The following is a 14,851-nucleotide window of genomic DNA, read 5'->3' as shown; positions in this document are numbered from 1 at the left end:
CTCTCTATAAAAACTTGATTGTATCTAAAATTAGTTATAGTACAGACACTTCTTTAATATTAATAACTCGCCAAAAGTTAGGTTTATGTTTGTGTTTGTCCATCCACTTATGTAAAACCTCATCTAATTCCTTTTCTAATTCTCTAGCTTGAGAAATTGTTACATCTCGCAGATAGTCTTCTGCAACATCACCAACTTCATCATAAACATTTTCACCTATATCCTCTAGAATTCTGTCTACATTTACCCCAACAGGAACTTCGTCAGATTGGCCAACGTTAAATTTATCTTTATCATATTCTTGATATTCATGTTTAAAATATTCTCTTCCTGCTGCAATTGCTTCTTCCATAGTTTCGTATTGATCGTGCCACCAAATTTCACTATTGAGTTCATTAAAAGACCATTTACCTGTTTCCAACTATCTATTCCTCCTTATTAAGCTGCTCGTTCAACAACTTCATTTAGCCAATCCATCCACTTTTCAAAAGCATCTACAAAAGGTTTTAAATTGTATCCAGATGCCCAACCAGCAAATCCTATGAAGCCATCTTGATTAAACGTAATACCTTCTCTTCTATCAAAATATGATCCTTTTACTGTAATCGCTGTATACCTTAACCCTTTTCTTTTCAGGATGTCAGTATCTTTCTTTCGAGGCGCTCTTATAGACAAATTTATTTCCTTATCATGGTTTACTAATTCATTAGAAACAAGTAATCTCAGATGATTCATATGTACTTCATTTATCATTGAATAGCTAAACTCTTCGTTAAAACGAGTTCTAGCCTTTTCTGCTCTGACTCTATGTGGTATTACTCGACTATAAATTTTAGGAATTCGATCCTCTTCAGTCGTTAAATCAAATAACTGAAATGCACCAATATTTGTGTAATCTTTCTTATTTAGAATAACCCACCACATATTATTGATGTTGTGATAAATAATCCCTCGCTTCAAACGTCCTTTTCGATCACGAAAATACTTCATTTGACCGTTATATAATTGCTTATCATCTCTATCTTTAGCATTGTAGGAGGGAAATTCAAAACTAGGAAGCTCCTTACCTTCTTCGTAGTGCCAACAACTTTTAATTTTGTACATTACTTTGTCATAGGAACCTTTAAACTCTGGTTCTGCTCGATTAGAAAACCCCTCTGATTCTATTAATTCGCAGATCAGTTTTCGCACAATCTTGAATTCACATTTAACCAGGTAAGGCATCTTTTCTAATTTATCAAAGTCATAATATCCACCATGTCTATTTTCAGTTACTATTTCTTGAAAAAACTTTATATCAAATCCTGCCGGATAGATATGAGACTTAAACTGTAAATCTCCTTTGATACCTTCCCAATAACTGTCTGCCAAAATAGGCGCTTCTTTAAGAATTCTTTGATCTGTTTGAATTTTAAATCCTCTAGACTCAAGTAGACCAAACACTTTGTCAAGAAGGTCTTTCTTTCCATCGTTCACTGTAATACTTGTGTCTTTTGGGTCAGCATAGTATGTAAGTTTATTCATAATTACTCCTTTCACATTAAATTTATTTACATTAAAACTTGTCTTTTATTTAGAATTTTTTATCAATTTTTCTTCTAATTTAGTGATTAAATCCATTTCTTCATAATCACCCTCATCTTTGGCTAAATAATACCTTGATTCAAGGGCTTTTCTGATGAGTTTATATTCATTTTTATTTAGTTCAATTTTCATAATTTTTATCACCTTTCTCATTAAAATGTTCCTTTTATTTAAACCTGATAACCTCATAATCTCCATAAATCTTTTCGACTTCGCCATCAATCAGCTTATAATAATATGTATGTTCAATGTTTCTCTCAACAATTCCGCCATTAGATATGTGCTGTTCAATTATTTCATTTAATTCCACATAATCACCTCATTTCTCCATGAAAGATTGCTTTTATTTAGTTGATTTTCTTACCCATTCCTTTGTAATATCTAGATTTTCATGAATTCCCCTTAGTTTATAATCCAATTCTTCAATAACACCTTTTCTCATGTGCCATCCAATTGCTATACCTAATCCAAATATTCCAATACCGAGCATCATTCCTAAAGTTAAGTCCATCATTAACACTCCTTAAAAAATTACTTTTAAACAATTTAAGCATCTACAATTGGGAAGTGTATTCCGTTTACAACAAATGATCCTACAGAATAATAATACCCTCCGTTACCTGCATCTGCTGTCATTTCAGCTAAAGCAATTGGATTTTGGTTATGAAACAATGTTACTTTAACTTCGTTTACAGTTGTATCAAAGTCAGGAATATTAACTTGTTCTCCGACTTCTACGTTTGTAATTACCGCATCTAATTCAACATTGCTAAAATTCCCTCCTGCGTAAGCACAACAATCGCTCTCACTCATTTCAAGAGTAATAACTGTTCCATCATCTAATATGAGTTTATCTTTATTCCATTCTACAATGCGTTTGTAAAGTAAATGCTTGTTTAAATCCTTTAAATCACCGTACTCCATATGTATTCCTCCATTTTTATATTAAATTTATTTGTTTAAAATATCGTTTTGATACAGAATTAATCCAATCCGTTATACAGTTCCATAGCTAACATTTCATCCGAAAAACTTGGAACATTTCTCAATGCTTCAATAATCTTAGCTTTCGTTTCTCTACAAGGGAAATATCCGTATCTCGCATAACGGAACATCCTATTAAACGTGTTAACTGGTAGAATAATATTTTGCATTTCTTGATCAATAACTAACCGTTTCATATGTAAATGTTCAAAGAATTTCTTATGATATGCTACTTTCCATTCAACATATCCAACTTCATCTACTCCGAAAAACTCATTCTTTTCACCATGTACATCAACCTTATAGCAAACAAACTGTGTAATAGTAAAATCAAATTCATCAATCATATCTAAAGGTGATTTAAATTTATGTTTAATTAGCTCAACTGTAACTCCGGTTTCAATATTTCTATATGCTGTTACCTTATTATTTTTATAACTTGATTTGTACTTGTCATCTTTCTTAAATAGTTCAACAGCTTCAAGATAATCTCTTTCACTCTCAAAGAAAATATCTACATCTTTAAAGTTCTCATTGTTGAAGATATTCTTGAAAACTCCACCGGCAATATATCCTTTGTGACCTGTCATGTAATTATCCAACTGTCTCAACTTGGTGTAATTTGAAGTTGGTTCGTTTAATGAGTATTTATCCTTGTTCATTTTCTACCTCCTTGATTTCATTATATTAAATTTATCCTTATTAATCAATATAATAATTAAATTTATTTATAAAACTTATAATTCAATTTCATTAATATCTATTTTATGATCCAGTATTATCTTTTTACATAACTCTTTCCATTGAGTACCCCATTCTCTAACATCTTCAATTGCACCTCTGATCTTTTCAATATCATCTTCAAGACCGTAAACTTCATATCTAATTGAATGTAACTTATCACTTAATACCTCTAAATCATCCTCATCTCGTCTTTTTACATCAGCTTCTACTTCTATGCTGCCTACTCTATCTTTGATTTTAGTTATAAAATCACATTGGTATTCTACAGGATCATTTATACCAAATATCTCTTCAGTTCTACCTACACCATATTCATCCTTTATCTTTCCCCATGTAATCAAACTTTCTTCTTTGGTCAATATTCACACCTCTCTCATTCTCCGTTTTTCTCGCAAATGCTCCATTTTCCATTCTTATATTTAGAATAAAATCTTTATTTTATTGAAATTAACACTTGCCGTTCCAGGAATTAAATTTTTCAATTCCATCGCTATGAGCCCTCGTATTCTTCTCTTCTGTCTTTAATAAGCCTTCATAATGTTCTACTTGTGTTTTAGCCATTTTCACATAATCATAATTATATTTACTTGGATCGTAATGTCTATCCCATATACTTCCGCCATAAAGAACTTTAAACTTTTCTCTTTTCCTAAACTTAGATAATCCGACATATTTATAAATTGCAACACCTATGTAGCCAAATTCAATTTCTGCAACATCAACTCTGTATTCATTTCCTTCTTTACTAATTACAGGATGTTTTGATAAATACACATTATCACTCCTTATTAAATTTATTTATATTCCTCTTATAAGCAGCCCAACTACAGTTATCCCAAATACTAATATCTGATCCTGGCCACTGCTTATAATATATGTTAAAACCAACAGTGTCGTAAACATACTTTATGTATTTAAACATTTTCAACCTCCGTTTTCCTTCCATTTACTCACTCATTCTCTGTTTTTCTAGCTTATAATTAAGGTAAAATGGGAATTTTATTTAAATTAATTCTTCACCTTGAACATCTGATATTTGCTCTTCATGATGATTATCTTCGGTTAATCCATCGAGAAGTTCATCTAGACTCTTAGTGGTTGCCTTTTGCATTATTGTTTCTTTGGTTATTAGGTTAAGTGCCTTTTTAATATCCTCTGATTTAAAACCTTCTGATTTTAATTGTTCAATTGCAATTTCTAATTCACCCATTTTGCCACTCATAAAATAGAATCTTTATCCTTCAAAATATACATAATCGCCCTCATGCCCTAAAAAGATCAAAGAAGCAACTCCTTTATCATCTACAATGAAATATTCATCTTCAATTTGATCATATTCTAGAGGATAGAACACTCCTACTCTAACATCTGACAGATGATTATTTTCATCCACTTTTGCTAACCAGTGACTTGCTTTAGTGATGTCATCAGTTATTTTATAATCCATTTAATGTCTCTCCTCATAGATTAATTTCTTTATATAATGTAGAAGTTCAATCTCTATATTAGCAGCACGAAAATTTTGCTCCTGGAGTTTTTCAATATGATCCTTAAGTGATTGTTTACATGATGTCATAGTTTCTTCAACAGTTTTCATTTTAATACTCCTTATTGAAATATTGATTCTGCCAGTAGTTTACTTGACGTTCATTGTCTCTAGATGTAACTCTCACTTTAGATAGTTCATTCTCTAACTCTTGAATTCTTTTAATTAGTTCTGGTACGTATCTAAGCTGCAAAGCCCCGTCATATGTGATATCATCTCTACTTGAACAGTTAGGAAGGATATGTTTATTTAACTTATAGACCAAAACTTCATTGGTGTATTTCTTGATGAGTTCATTTTGTCCTGGAGTGTTTGCTCTGATGTCTGTATTTGTGTAGAAGTCTAAAGTTAATGATTGATTTTCTAACTCGTCTAGATTAACTTGCTCACCATTAAATGAAGCAAAAGGCTCTAGTTTAGGTTTTAATTTATCTTCTGGTATTTTAAATCCCATTTGTTTTCACCTCACAATCTATATTATCTATTCATCTTCTGTTTAAGATATCTCTCTTCAATTCCAGGTAATCGTTTCATCATTTCCTCATATAATTCATCAATTGTAATTAATTCACCAAAAGGCTTATGTTTAAAATGTGGACTATCTACTCCAACATTAATTTGATTATCATAAGATGATTCATTTCCATGTATGTGACCATGTATTGACCACTTTCTAGGCCTTAATCCAATTTCAAAAGGATAATGAGTTAGCCACATTTGCTGCTTTTGATAATTAAGTGTAATTCCAATTTCATGATACCCATGCAACAATCCCATTTGATTAATTTTCTTGTAATGTTTTGAGAAATCGTGATTCCCTTTGATTAAAATGATCTTTCCTTTTAGTTGTTGCAAAACATCTACTGTTTGTTCTAAATTCCCTAAACATAAATCACCTAAGTGATAAACAGTATCTTCATTATTTACTTGCTCATTCCATTTCTGAATCATATCAAACGTCATTTCTTCAACAGATTCATATGGTCTATTTTCAAAGTTTAATATATTTTTATGCCAATAGTGAGTGTCACTTGTAAAATATGTTTTCAAATTGTCACCTCAATATATTTATACAGTTTTTATCCAAATATGATCAAAATCATCTGAATCTTCATCCACGTTGTCCAAAATATAGTTTACGCATTTAATTTGTTCGTCATCTTCAAATAACACTTCATTTGTTCTACTATCATAAACTTGATGCTTCATTTGTAGTCCATCCTTTCGATACAAGAATTATTTTATAGTAAATTATATCTATATTTAGTATGTATTATTTAATTATAATACTATATATTGTGTGATATTAATTTATTTTTATATGTATTATTAATTCTTTCATTGCCCAATATGTAATACTCATCGTCTAATTCAAATCCTAAATATTGCCTGTTCGCATTGATCGCAGCAATAGCAGTAGTAGCACTTCCCATAAAAGGATCAAATACAATCTCATTTTCCTGTGATGAGTTTTCAATAAGCATTTGCACGTAATCTAATGGTTTCTGTGTAGGATGAATCTTTTCAGATTTACTTGGCATAGTAGCATTAGTTGCGGTTTTAATTCCTCTGTTATTTAACGGTTTAGCCTTTCCTTTTCTAAAGAATGCTACATATTCAACATTCTTCATATACCATTGATTAACAACACAGTTATCCTTGATCATAACCAATACATTATTTAATTTAAATTTTGATTGTTTAGCTACAGTTAACAGCTCATTCAGGTTTAAACTATTAATGAAACAATAGAAGAATCCGCCATCTTCTAATACTCGATAAACTTCTGGAATCCAATCACTTAACTTAATATCATTATGTTTGAACAATGTCCCACTGCTTACTTCACTTTTACCCTGTGCCAATGTTCCACCCATTGCATTTTTACCTTTTGTTTTAGCTCCACCTTGCACTATTTTAAAAGGAGGGTCGGTGATGACTAAATTAATACTATTGTCCTCAATCTTTTTCATGCCTTCTAGACAGTCTTCTTTATGTATTTTATTTAATTCTATCAAATAAACATCTCCTTTACTGTATTAATTTATTTTTTATATGTATTTTCAATTCGTTCTAACGCACCATTATAGTATTCTTCTTCTAATTCAAAACCTATAAAATTTCTATTCGTGTTTAATGCTGCAATTAAAGTAGTCCCTGATCCGGCACAATTATCTAAAACGGTCTCACCTTCGTTCGTATAAGTTTTTATTAACCATTCACATAATTCAACGGGTTTCTGAGTCGGATGAATTGTAGTTGAAGGATGTGGTTTTTGAAATGTTAAAATTGATTTAGGATATTTCATGTCGCCTTCTGTTTGAACCTTTTTAAATTCTCCGTAATTAGTGTTACGTGAATGATCTTCCTGACTGATTCCTTCTGCTTTACCAACGCTATGACTAGGCTTACCTTTCACCATTTGAGGATTGTAAGTCGGTTGTTTTTTATAAAACACGCATATATCTTCATGTTCTCTCATTGGTTGTTTTTTAGCATTGAGATGACCACTAGGCAAAACCTTTCCCCAAACTAAATTATATTTCCAATTTTTACGGTTACTTTGCATTAAGTCAGCAGTAAACATTCCATTCGCAAACAATACAATAGCTCCATCATCTTTTATAATTCTATTATAGTGTTCCCATAGCTCATCAAAGGGAATAATTTGATCCCACTTATTCCTTGCTGTAACTCCGTAAGGCAAATCGCAAAGAATCATATCAATCGATCTATCTTTAATTCTTTTCATTCCTATCAAACAGTCTTCATTATAAATTTTGTTCAATTCAATCAATATGTCACTCTCCTGTAATAATTTTTCGGACTATAAGAGTATTACGAATTAGTAAAATCCTAAAATATAAACTCATTTCATTAAATTTATTTATATAAAACATAACTTTTAAATAGTTGCACTATTTATGCGGATTGTGCATCAACCTTCTGCATTGTCATAATCTAAGGTTGATTTATAAACGGTAATTACTTCACCTTTAAATCCAGTTTTTTGAGCGTATGATTTACTTTGCCAACACTCATCGTATACATCACCGTTATATACAATTTCCATTAAAAGAGGTTTAAATAAAGGCACTTTGTAACCTCTTGTTTCTTTTACATATTTTTCTGCTTGTTCTAAGAAATCATTTTCATCCTTGAAATTACGAATATCACTAAGGACAATTTCTCCATCATCCCAATCTTCAAGAAACTTATTTAATTCTTCCATTTTCTACACTCCTTTTAATTCGCAATTTACGTCAATTCCTCATTACTTTTTTCTTTCCTTTTCATAAACAATCATAAATCCTACTACTGTAACCAACCAAATCAGCGTAAACATTGCAGACACTTCATAATCACCTTTGTTGAACAATACCCATACAAGTGCAGCAAAGAATCCGGTGTATAGCAAGATTGTAGTGTTGACTAACAACCAGCACCCTATAGTTTTAAATGTCTTCATTAATCAACACCCTTTTGCTTAATTTAGTGATTAATTAACTTGTATTATTTTCCTCTTCTTCAATTTCAGCCCACAGTAAACTTTCCGCAGCAGTTAATTTATGCATAGCATGGTGAAGATCTCCTATAGCCAGTTTTTTATTTCCTTGATTAATATTCTCTAAAGCTCTCAAACACGAGTCCATTATTTTAATAATTTTTTCTTCTGGTGACACGTTACTCTCCAACCTTTAAACCTTTTTCTATGTAATTCTCAACGTAATTCTGTTTTTCTTTTAAACTATCGATGTAAGTTGCAGCCTTTAGTAAATTCTCTTCGTTCAGTGATCCTAAGTCAAAGTAAGCTTTCTTTCTAATTGCGTATCTAACTACATCTTCCTCTTTCATTGTATCACCTCTTTTTACGTTTAATTTATTTATATAACTAAGTATAATATGTATAATTCACTTATGTCAATTGTTTTTTATTTAATTTCTCATACATTTCTACGGCTTGAATGTGCATCGAGACCGACCAGCAAAGTGGATTATTTTCATTGTAGTTATTACCATATTCATCTCTATAGTCGCCAGCAAAATATAACTCTGGAATATTACCATCATCTAAAATTAATTTCTCAGTTCGCTCTATGTAATATTTACCTTTTTCTAAATTTCCCATCGTCATATGCGAGAGTGCTAAAAAACTTAAGCCGAATACCCATTGAGCCTCGCTGCCATAGAAGAATTCTTTCGGATGATTCCTGCCGTGTTCTTTTTCCAATGTGCTAAAGTAACTGTCTCCACAATATCTAAGTACTGCTTTGTCCTTAAGTAGTTCCTTCTCTACATTATGTATAATAAGCTGCGCCATAGGCCGAGGAAGGATGTTATAAGGATATATAAGTGTCAATTGGAATAAATCCACTTTTCTAGTGGGTGTTTCATTCGGAAAAAGTGAATATAACGCTTCAAACCCTCTTGCTATTAATTCAGCAGGAACGAAAACTATATCAGATATAATTTCTAGTGCTGCTACGCAAGCTCCTAATGAACTTAGACGCAGTTCCCTTTGTTCTTCCCATGCTCCACTTTCCTCTAATCTCCAGTACTCTAATGTATTCAGATACCAAACTAACTTTTGGATAATTTCTTTATCCTTCTCATCTCGTAACATCTTCTTACCTTTTTTAACACCCATACCTATTGCCCATAGGAATGATGAATAAGCATCTAGCTGCACATGCGCCCACTCCTGATCTTCAATCTCTTTCATATCATGAGCAGAATATCTAATATGCATAAATTCGAACCATGCATGTGGCTTTTGTTTTAAATGTATATCTAGCTTCCATTCATACTGCCTAAAGTAATCTAGATGTGCCTGAATAGCTCTTTCAAAAGTGTTACATGTTTTATCTATGTAAGCTAAGGCAATATACATTGAGTCACGGAGCCACACCTTGCTGTAGTCAGAGGAAGCACTAGCATAGAAAGCTCCATTTTCAGTTTCTAAACTTTTTATAATTTCATATTGTCTATTTAGCTTATTCATTTCTCCCATCCCCTTCATTATATAAGTTTAATTTATCTTTACCAACCTACTCTATTGTAGGTTTATTTATTCTTCACATCCACTAAATCATCATACTTAATAATATTTACATATTGGTGCTCATCCATAATCCTAAATTCTCTCTTCAAAGTATCAACATGGTGCACTCGACCAATGATAAATCTAATTTCACCGGATCTGTAGTAATAGAAAACTAACTCTTGATTAAATTCCATTGCATCCGCAATCTTTAGATTTATTTCTTCAATCTGCTGCTCATCTAATTCTGGTTTTTCAATTTTTAAATCATCATTAAAATATTTCTTCACTGATTGTTTATGCTCAGGCATAATAAATGCTGTCCATTTCATTGTTCCTCGATCATTAATCACAAGAAATCACCTTCCTTATGACTATTATACACGAAAATACGTTCGATTAATATTGTTATATAGGAATATTTGCTCTCATCTCATCTCATTGAATAAACTGGCTTATTGTTATCTTTGGAACTAACTAAAGGAAAAGCATTTTCTAATGCATATGTAATTTCTTTTGCCATTTTCATTACTAAACTTAACCTTGTGCATTGTAGTACTAAAAACTCCTTGTATCCACTTATATTAACTGTTCCTTGAATGTTGTAGTCTCCTACAGGTGTTAGTTCTTTTCCTACCCCTAATCCTGGAGAAAGGCTTCCTTTATTAAAACCTATATTCCCAACGTTTCGCAGTCTTCCTAAGGCAGCATCAATTGCCACAACTATTTTCCCTTCTGGAACTTCCTTTAGCCTTTCATCTAAATTTTGAGCATGAACCGGCTCATCGAGTGTTCCAATCACATTCTTATATCCTTTTTCAGTCAACATCGTACCAATTAAAGGAGCTAAACTATCTCCGGTTGATCTATCTGTGCCTATACAGACAATGAAGATATCTTCTGTTTTTGCTTTAATGTATTTATTAATTGACTTATGTAAATCCTCTCCATTATCAAATTGACCAAACTGAACTCCACCTGTATTTTCATCAAGTGCTGCCATATATTTTCCCTCCATTTACATATAATTTATTTGAATAAATCTTAGATTTCATTTAAACTCCTCTGCTGCTAGATACTTCTAATTCACCTTCAGTCATTTCAATTTCATCGCATTCGTTATCATCTTTTGAGAATCCAAATCTAACTGTATATGGTCTTTCTGCCTTTTCATCATAGCTAATAACTTCATAAGTAAAGAATCCATGAACAAAACTAAAACCAATTGGAAATTTCATACTCTATCTCCTCTCTTTAAAATTCAGTCTTTACGCAATCTTTTTGTCTTACTTTAAAAACCTTCGTTTCATCCACTCCACAACAAATGACATTTATAACTTTTTCCATCTTGTTGTGTATTTTTTCTTCCTTATCCCATCTAACTGGTACATCAACCCAAGTGTTAGATTCTAAAGCGCCAATAACTTTGTGTATATACATTTCATTAGGTGCGCCATATCTTAATTGTTCGATTAATACATAATCACCAAAATCAATATCATTTGTCTTTCTATGCCCTGTAAATGTACTCAATTTCTAACCCTCCTCTCTGTTCTCCGTCTTATTTCTATTCCTTAACTACATATTACACGATTAATTTACTTATGTAAATACTTTTTTCTAATTATTTCTAAAAAAATAAGAGCTACATTTAGCAGCTCTTATACCTCAATTACAACCTTAAATCCTTGACCTGGTTCAGTCTGTATGTCAATTGTTCCATCGAGCACTCTTACACGCTCTCTTATACCGGACAGTCCCATACTACCCTCTTTGTTTAGAACAAAGTCTAAATCTTCACCAAGTCCATCATCTTCATAATGTAGCACAATTTTATCTTTAGTTTTTACCACAATTAATCTGACATTTTTTGCTTCTGAATGTTTCTTTGCATTGTTCAATAACTCTTGAGTAATTCGGTACAAGTTTAATTGTACATCTTCTGAGATTGACTGATCTAAATTACTTGTTGCAATTGTTATTCTATATCTGTTATTTTGATGCTGATTAACAAGTTTCTTTAAGGCATTATCCAATCCTAAGTCATATAAGAATTGTGGTCTCAATTCATGACAGGTTTTCCTAGTAATCTCAATTGATTTACTCATGCCGTCTATTAGGTCATGAAACTCTTTCTCAATATCTTCTTCGTCCATGTTTTTATATTTGGAATACAAAACTTCGGTTTTCCTTTTTGTATTTATCAAATCCTGTAACACAGAGTCATGTAAATCCTTTGCTAATTCAGAGCGTTGCTTTTCCTCTAAGTTAAATACAATCTTGTTTAACCATGTTGGATTATTTTCTAATTCCTCTAGGTTCTCCATTAGATGCTCAATTTTTACAAAGTTTTCTAGTGTTACATTTGTATAGTATGCCAAATTGTTTAACCACTGCTTTTCATCTATAGTTAATATTGGAGTATTTATATCCGATAATGCTAAAATAATATATGTTTTATTCTCAGCTTCTCCAATATTTAAAAGAAACCCTTTATCTATTTCTTCTATTCTACCTATTTCATCCCTTAAGGAATTTATATTATCCAAATACTTATCAAATAACCATCTCTTGTGGCTCAATGAATCAGCTAGACGACCATCTTTATCAATCTCAAGTAAATAAGCCTCATTTATCAACATGACATCTACTATTGTTTGTTTTAAGATGCTGGATACCTCATATATATTTTTAGCAATCCTTATTTTTTGTGTGTATACTGTTAATCTATCTTGATAGTTTAATTTCTCAGAAAATCTATTCAGCTTAAACTTGAAATCAAAAACTTCCTTAAGGTATAGGGTGGCAAACATTAATAGGAAAATAATTATAAATGTTCTAATTGAGAATACTGTTACATTTTCTGATTTAATATTAATTACCATTAATACAGTTACAACGGATGGAACGGTAATGATTAGGCTGTAATATTTTATCCTGCCGACAATAAATTCAATATCATATATTTTTGTGGCTAAGAATTGATAAACTAATGAAAATGGGATGATCATTAAAAATCCAGTTAAAAAAACTGGACTAATAATTGTCACCTTAAATAAGACATAAGGTAAGACGTATAAAAGTAAAAACGGTAAAAATGCAAATGCATTAGAAATAACTAATATTCGGATTAAATATTTTTGTGTCTTATATGTTATCTTTTTTAAACCAATTCCAATTAAGGAGGCAACCATAATAAATATTACTAAAAAGCTTGCTAGGTTTATAGTTTTGGTTAATGTACCGTTAACAAAAAATATTTGATCGAATTCCACAAGTATGCTGTTTGTTAGAATTATCAAATATGAAATCCATATCCATTTTTTACTAAACCAAACTAAATTCAATTCTTTATAATAAGTGTACATAAAATGAAGATAGGTACCTGGTGTTGCAATTAATAAGAGCACTACAATAGTTCTTGAAAAGTTGTCTCCTCTTGCAGATGCTCCTCCACACATGTACGCAAGAGAAAAGGTGAATAAGAATACAATTAGCATTAAGGCCGATTCTCTTGTATTTTCAGAGCGCTTGTAACTTTTATATATTAAATAGCTACAATAAATACTTATCACTATAACTATCAATGGTATGATCCACATAAACACAATTTGACTATCGAAATTTGCTTCTACTGAAAGATTTTTTAACTCTCCGTTGCTTTTTTCAATAGTAACAACCTTGGCTTGTTCTAACATATTCCATTCTTTTATGGGTTTAAATTTTAAAGGATTTTCGCCATTGACTAATAATACCCTGTCTCCAATTTCTAAATTCTTATCTGCCCATGTTAAAGGTTCGACATCAGCAATATAAACCTTATCCCCCTTGATTTCTACCATAGCGCCAATATAATCATACTTTAATACAATATAAGAAAAATACAGTGTTAGAGCGACACTTATCGCTATCAACACTGTAAAAAGATTGAACCATTTCTTCATTTTATATATTAACCCCAATACTTCATCAAGTTTGATGATTTATCTGATACAATAGTTTTAATTACTTCTAAGAGTTCTTTGGTGCTAAGTCGTTCGGCTGGAGATGCTTTACCTTCAACAATTGCAAGGGCTTCTTGTGGGTTATTTTGTAAGTAATTAATTAATTTCTCAACTTTCATCTTCTGTATCCTCCATATATGATTTATCATCAAACATTAATACTTGTTTTATAGACATTAATTCAATTTCATCTACATTTAACAAACTTGCTTTGCTTGTTAAGACTGCATTTTTTTCTTCCTCGTTGTCTTTATTAATTAAATGTGCAATGATACTACCTATACGCAAAGTGATCTTCCTCTCTTTGTAATATATGGCATTATAATCAGTGTACTATATATTGAGCATTTTGAAAATACATATCGCAATTTATTCGCCTATTTTTTGCGGTATACCGTAGTTCACTAACTGCGTACATTTTGCGATATACCGCAACTCACTTTCGTTGATATTGCGTCTCATTATATATTAATATTAACTTAACAAATGATACGTACATATAAGTTTCGCTACCAACGTAACTTATATGCAAATGCAATAAATAATTACAAATCAGTATTTTTAGAGGCTACTAATCTCCCAACTTGGTAGTCTAAGTACTTTCTAGGTGTATCTTCGTCTACCCCTACAATAGAATTAATGATTAATTCAGATCCTCCTTCAATGCCTACCATATGTAATTTTCCGTCAGATCCTCTAACCAACATTCCTTGAACTTGTAAATCGTCTACATCAATTAGACTATGAAACTTATTTTCAGCTTCTTCTATATTTCCACCTCCAATTACACAATAGAAATCTAACTTTACTTCCCCTTGCAAAAGTTGTTTCATTCGTTTTCCCCCTGGATAATATTTTATATATGTTAAACTAAAATAAGAACATTTGTTCCCTTTGTTCGTATCTTAATTATAACCGAAAACTAGTAACAATGCCATACGTAAATCT

General features: G+C 31.3%; 30 protein-coding genes. All 30 read right to left on the bottom strand.

Features of this window, described 5'->3' with window-relative positions:
* Window positions 1-34 precede the first annotated feature (34 nt).
* On the bottom strand, window positions 35-421 hold the full coding sequence (locus tag Q1B07_RS02695; protein WP_299831607.1) for a hypothetical protein: 387 nt from the start codon (window positions 419-421) through the stop codon (window positions 35-37).
* Between the two features lie 17 nt (window positions 422-438).
* Window positions 439-1,524 carry a hypothetical protein gene (locus Q1B07_RS02690; RefSeq protein ID WP_299831604.1) on the bottom strand — a complete coding sequence of 362 codons (1,086 nt, stop codon included), beginning with the start codon at window positions 1,522-1,524 and terminating at the stop codon, window positions 439-441.
* 45 nt (window positions 1,525-1,569) lie between these two features.
* Window positions 1,570-1,716 (bottom strand): hypothetical protein, encoded by a 147-nt coding sequence (locus Q1B07_RS02685; protein WP_299831602.1) that lies wholly within the window; start codon window positions 1,714-1,716, stop codon window positions 1,570-1,572.
* Between the two features lie 34 nt (window positions 1,717-1,750).
* Window positions 1,751-1,894 (bottom strand): hypothetical protein, encoded by a 144-nt coding sequence (locus tag Q1B07_RS02680; RefSeq protein WP_299831599.1) that lies wholly within the window; start codon window positions 1,892-1,894, stop codon window positions 1,751-1,753.
* 33 nt (window positions 1,895-1,927) lie between these two features.
* Window positions 1,928-2,098: a hypothetical protein gene (locus tag Q1B07_RS02675; protein WP_299831596.1), complete on the bottom strand. Its 171-nt coding sequence runs from the start codon at window positions 2,096-2,098 to the stop codon at window positions 1,928-1,930.
* Window positions 2,099-2,130: 32 nt separating this feature from the next.
* A complete protein-coding gene (locus Q1B07_RS02670; protein WP_299831593.1) occupies window positions 2,131-2,508 on the bottom strand; it encodes a hypothetical protein in 378 nt (125 codons plus the stop codon).
* A 59-nt stretch (window positions 2,509-2,567) separates the two neighbouring features.
* Window positions 2,568-3,230 (bottom strand): hypothetical protein, encoded by a 663-nt coding sequence (locus Q1B07_RS02665; RefSeq protein WP_299831590.1) that lies wholly within the window; start codon window positions 3,228-3,230, stop codon window positions 2,568-2,570.
* Between the two features lie 75 nt (window positions 3,231-3,305).
* Complete coding sequence (locus tag Q1B07_RS02660) at window positions 3,306-3,671, bottom strand: hypothetical protein (RefSeq protein WP_299831588.1); 366 nt, start codon at window positions 3,669-3,671, stop codon at window positions 3,306-3,308.
* Between the two features lie 88 nt (window positions 3,672-3,759).
* The gene (locus Q1B07_RS02655; protein WP_299831586.1) at window positions 3,760-4,086 is read right to left on the bottom strand and encodes a hypothetical protein; all 327 of its coding nucleotides are present in this window, start codon (window positions 4,084-4,086) and stop codon (window positions 3,760-3,762) included.
* Between the two features lie 229 nt (window positions 4,087-4,315).
* Window positions 4,316-4,522, bottom strand: a complete 207-nt coding sequence (locus tag Q1B07_RS02650) for a hypothetical protein (protein WP_299831583.1) — start codon at window positions 4,520-4,522, stop codon at window positions 4,316-4,318.
* Between the two features lie 24 nt (window positions 4,523-4,546).
* Window positions 4,547-4,759 (bottom strand): hypothetical protein, encoded by a 213-nt coding sequence (locus Q1B07_RS02645; RefSeq protein WP_299831580.1) that lies wholly within the window; start codon window positions 4,757-4,759, stop codon window positions 4,547-4,549.
* Window positions 4,760-4,909: a hypothetical protein gene (locus Q1B07_RS02640; RefSeq protein WP_299831577.1), complete on the bottom strand. Its 150-nt coding sequence runs from the start codon at window positions 4,907-4,909 to the stop codon at window positions 4,760-4,762. It lies immediately after the preceding gene.
* 1 nt (window position 4,910) lies between these two features.
* Window positions 4,911-5,312, bottom strand: coding sequence for a hypothetical protein (locus Q1B07_RS02635; RefSeq protein ID WP_299831574.1), 402 nt, complete (start codon window positions 5,310-5,312; stop codon window positions 4,911-4,913).
* 23 nt (window positions 5,313-5,335) lie between these two features.
* The gene (locus tag Q1B07_RS02630; protein WP_299831571.1) at window positions 5,336-5,908 is read right to left on the bottom strand and encodes a metallophosphoesterase; all 573 of its coding nucleotides are present in this window, start codon (window positions 5,906-5,908) and stop codon (window positions 5,336-5,338) included.
* Window positions 5,909-5,926: 18 nt separating this feature from the next.
* Window positions 5,927-6,067: a hypothetical protein gene (locus Q1B07_RS02625; RefSeq protein WP_299831568.1), complete on the bottom strand. Its 141-nt coding sequence runs from the start codon at window positions 6,065-6,067 to the stop codon at window positions 5,927-5,929.
* An 80-nt stretch (window positions 6,068-6,147) separates the two neighbouring features.
* On the bottom strand, window positions 6,148-6,876 hold the full coding sequence (locus tag Q1B07_RS02620; protein ID WP_299831565.1) for a site-specific DNA-methyltransferase: 729 nt from the start codon (window positions 6,874-6,876) through the stop codon (window positions 6,148-6,150).
* Window positions 6,877-6,902: 26 nt separating this feature from the next.
* A complete protein-coding gene (locus tag Q1B07_RS02615) occupies window positions 6,903-7,655 on the bottom strand; it encodes a site-specific DNA-methyltransferase (RefSeq protein ID WP_366945117.1) in 753 nt (250 codons plus the stop codon).
* A 141-nt stretch (window positions 7,656-7,796) separates the two neighbouring features.
* Window positions 7,797-8,090 carry a hypothetical protein gene (locus tag Q1B07_RS02610; protein ID WP_299831562.1) on the bottom strand — a complete coding sequence of 98 codons (294 nt, stop codon included), beginning with the start codon at window positions 8,088-8,090 and terminating at the stop codon, window positions 7,797-7,799.
* A 42-nt stretch (window positions 8,091-8,132) separates the two neighbouring features.
* A complete protein-coding gene (locus tag Q1B07_RS02605) occupies window positions 8,133-8,297 on the bottom strand; it encodes a hypothetical protein (RefSeq protein WP_299831559.1) in 165 nt (54 codons plus the stop codon).
* A 64-nt stretch (window positions 8,298-8,361) separates the two neighbouring features.
* On the bottom strand, window positions 8,362-8,541 hold the full coding sequence (locus tag Q1B07_RS02600; RefSeq protein ID WP_299831556.1) for a hypothetical protein: 180 nt from the start codon (window positions 8,539-8,541) through the stop codon (window positions 8,362-8,364).
* A 1-nt stretch (window position 8,542) separates the two neighbouring features.
* The gene (locus tag Q1B07_RS02595) at window positions 8,543-8,713 is read right to left on the bottom strand and encodes a hypothetical protein (protein ID WP_299831553.1); all 171 of its coding nucleotides are present in this window, start codon (window positions 8,711-8,713) and stop codon (window positions 8,543-8,545) included.
* Window positions 8,714-8,774: 61 nt separating this feature from the next.
* Window positions 8,775-9,860, bottom strand: coding sequence for a glycoside hydrolase family 15 protein (locus Q1B07_RS02590; protein WP_299831550.1), 1,086 nt, complete (start codon window positions 9,858-9,860; stop codon window positions 8,775-8,777).
* A 62-nt stretch (window positions 9,861-9,922) separates the two neighbouring features.
* Window positions 9,923-10,252: a YolD-like family protein gene (locus Q1B07_RS02585; protein WP_299831547.1), complete on the bottom strand. Its 330-nt coding sequence runs from the start codon at window positions 10,250-10,252 to the stop codon at window positions 9,923-9,925.
* 80 nt (window positions 10,253-10,332) lie between these two features.
* Window positions 10,333-10,902, bottom strand: a complete 570-nt coding sequence (gene yyaC, locus Q1B07_RS02580; RefSeq protein WP_299831544.1) for a spore protease YyaC — start codon at window positions 10,900-10,902, stop codon at window positions 10,333-10,335.
* Between the two features lie 52 nt (window positions 10,903-10,954).
* Window positions 10,955-11,137 (bottom strand): hypothetical protein, encoded by a 183-nt coding sequence (locus tag Q1B07_RS02575; protein WP_299831542.1) that lies wholly within the window; start codon window positions 11,135-11,137, stop codon window positions 10,955-10,957.
* A gap of 16 nt (window positions 11,138-11,153) precedes the next feature.
* Window positions 11,154-11,432: a hypothetical protein gene (locus tag Q1B07_RS02570; RefSeq protein ID WP_299831539.1), complete on the bottom strand. Its 279-nt coding sequence runs from the start codon at window positions 11,430-11,432 to the stop codon at window positions 11,154-11,156.
* Window positions 11,433-11,560: 128 nt separating this feature from the next.
* Window positions 11,561-13,843, bottom strand: coding sequence for an ATP-binding protein (locus Q1B07_RS02565; protein WP_299831536.1), 2,283 nt, complete (start codon window positions 13,841-13,843; stop codon window positions 11,561-11,563).
* Between the two features lie 8 nt (window positions 13,844-13,851).
* Entirely contained in the window at window positions 13,852-14,022 is a 171-nt protein-coding gene (locus Q1B07_RS02560) for a hypothetical protein (protein WP_299831532.1), read from the bottom strand.
* A complete protein-coding gene (locus Q1B07_RS02555; protein WP_299831529.1) occupies window positions 14,012-14,191 on the bottom strand; it encodes a hypothetical protein in 180 nt (59 codons plus the stop codon). The genes Q1B07_RS02560 and Q1B07_RS02555 overlap by 11 nt, the downstream gene beginning before the upstream one ends.
* A 257-nt stretch (window positions 14,192-14,448) precedes the next feature.
* Entirely contained in the window at window positions 14,449-14,736 is a 288-nt protein-coding gene (locus Q1B07_RS02550; RefSeq protein ID WP_299831527.1) for a hypothetical protein, read from the bottom strand.
* Between the last annotated feature and the right edge of the window lie 115 nt (window positions 14,737-14,851).

Origin of the sequence: uncultured Metabacillus sp. (assembly GCF_947503125.1) — a bacterium.
Classification (GTDB): Bacteria; Bacillota; Bacilli; order Bacillales; family Bacillaceae; genus Metabacillus.
The sequence above is the reverse complement of the archived record's forward strand: the minus strand, read 5'-3'. Positions and strand labels throughout refer to the sequence as shown.

Coding starts and splice junctions, on each gene's coding strand:
- Q1B07_RS02690 (WP_299831604.1), bottom strand. CDS start 1,524: ATGAATAAACTTACATACTATGCTGACCCAAAAGACACAAGTATTACA.
- Q1B07_RS02685 (WP_299831602.1), bottom strand. CDS start 1,716: ATGAAAATTGAACTAAATAAAAATGAATATAAACTCATCAGAAAAGCC.
- Q1B07_RS02675 (WP_299831596.1), bottom strand. CDS start 2,098: ATGATGGACTTAACTTTAGGAATGATGCTCGGTATTGGAATATTTGGA.
- Q1B07_RS02670 (WP_299831593.1), bottom strand. CDS start 2,508: ATGGAGTACGGTGATTTAAAGGATTTAAACAAGCATTTACTTTACAAA.
- Q1B07_RS02665 (WP_299831590.1), bottom strand. CDS start 3,230: ATGAACAAGGATAAATACTCATTAAACGAACCAACTTCAAATTACACC.
- Q1B07_RS02650 (WP_299831583.1), bottom strand. CDS start 4,522: ATGGGTGAATTAGAAATTGCAATTGAACAATTAAAATCAGAAGGTTTT.
- Q1B07_RS02645 (WP_299831580.1), bottom strand. CDS start 4,759: ATGGATTATAAAATAACTGATGACATCACTAAAGCAAGTCACTGGTTA.
- Q1B07_RS02640 (WP_299831577.1), bottom strand. CDS start 4,909: ATGAAAACTGTTGAAGAAACTATGACATCATGTAAACAATCACTTAAG.
- Q1B07_RS02635 (WP_299831574.1), bottom strand. CDS start 5,312: ATGGGATTTAAAATACCAGAAGATAAATTAAAACCTAAACTAGAGCCT.
- Q1B07_RS02625 (WP_299831568.1), bottom strand. CDS start 6,067: ATGAAGCATCAAGTTTATGATAGTAGAACAAATGAAGTGTTATTTGAA.
- Q1B07_RS02610 (WP_299831562.1), bottom strand. CDS start 8,090: ATGGAAGAATTAAATAAGTTTCTTGAAGATTGGGATGATGGAGAAATT.
- Q1B07_RS02595 (WP_299831553.1), bottom strand. CDS start 8,713: ATGAAAGAGGAAGATGTAGTTAGATACGCAATTAGAAAGAAAGCTTAC.
- Q1B07_RS02590 (WP_299831550.1), bottom strand. CDS start 9,860: ATGAATAAGCTAAATAGACAATATGAAATTATAAAAAGTTTAGAAACT.
- yyaC (WP_299831544.1), bottom strand. CDS start 10,902: ATGGCAGCACTTGATGAAAATACAGGTGGAGTTCAGTTTGGTCAATTT.
- Q1B07_RS02575 (WP_299831542.1), bottom strand. CDS start 11,137: ATGAAATTTCCAATTGGTTTTAGTTTTGTTCATGGATTCTTTACTTAT.
- Q1B07_RS02565 (WP_299831536.1), bottom strand. CDS start 13,843: ATGAAGAAATGGTTCAATCTTTTTACAGTGTTGATAGCGATAAGTGTC.
- Q1B07_RS02560 (WP_299831532.1), bottom strand. CDS start 14,022: ATGAAAGTTGAGAAATTAATTAATTACTTACAAAATAACCCACAAGAA.
- Q1B07_RS02550 (WP_299831527.1), bottom strand. CDS start 14,736: ATGAAACAACTTTTGCAAGGGGAAGTAAAGTTAGATTTCTATTGTGTA.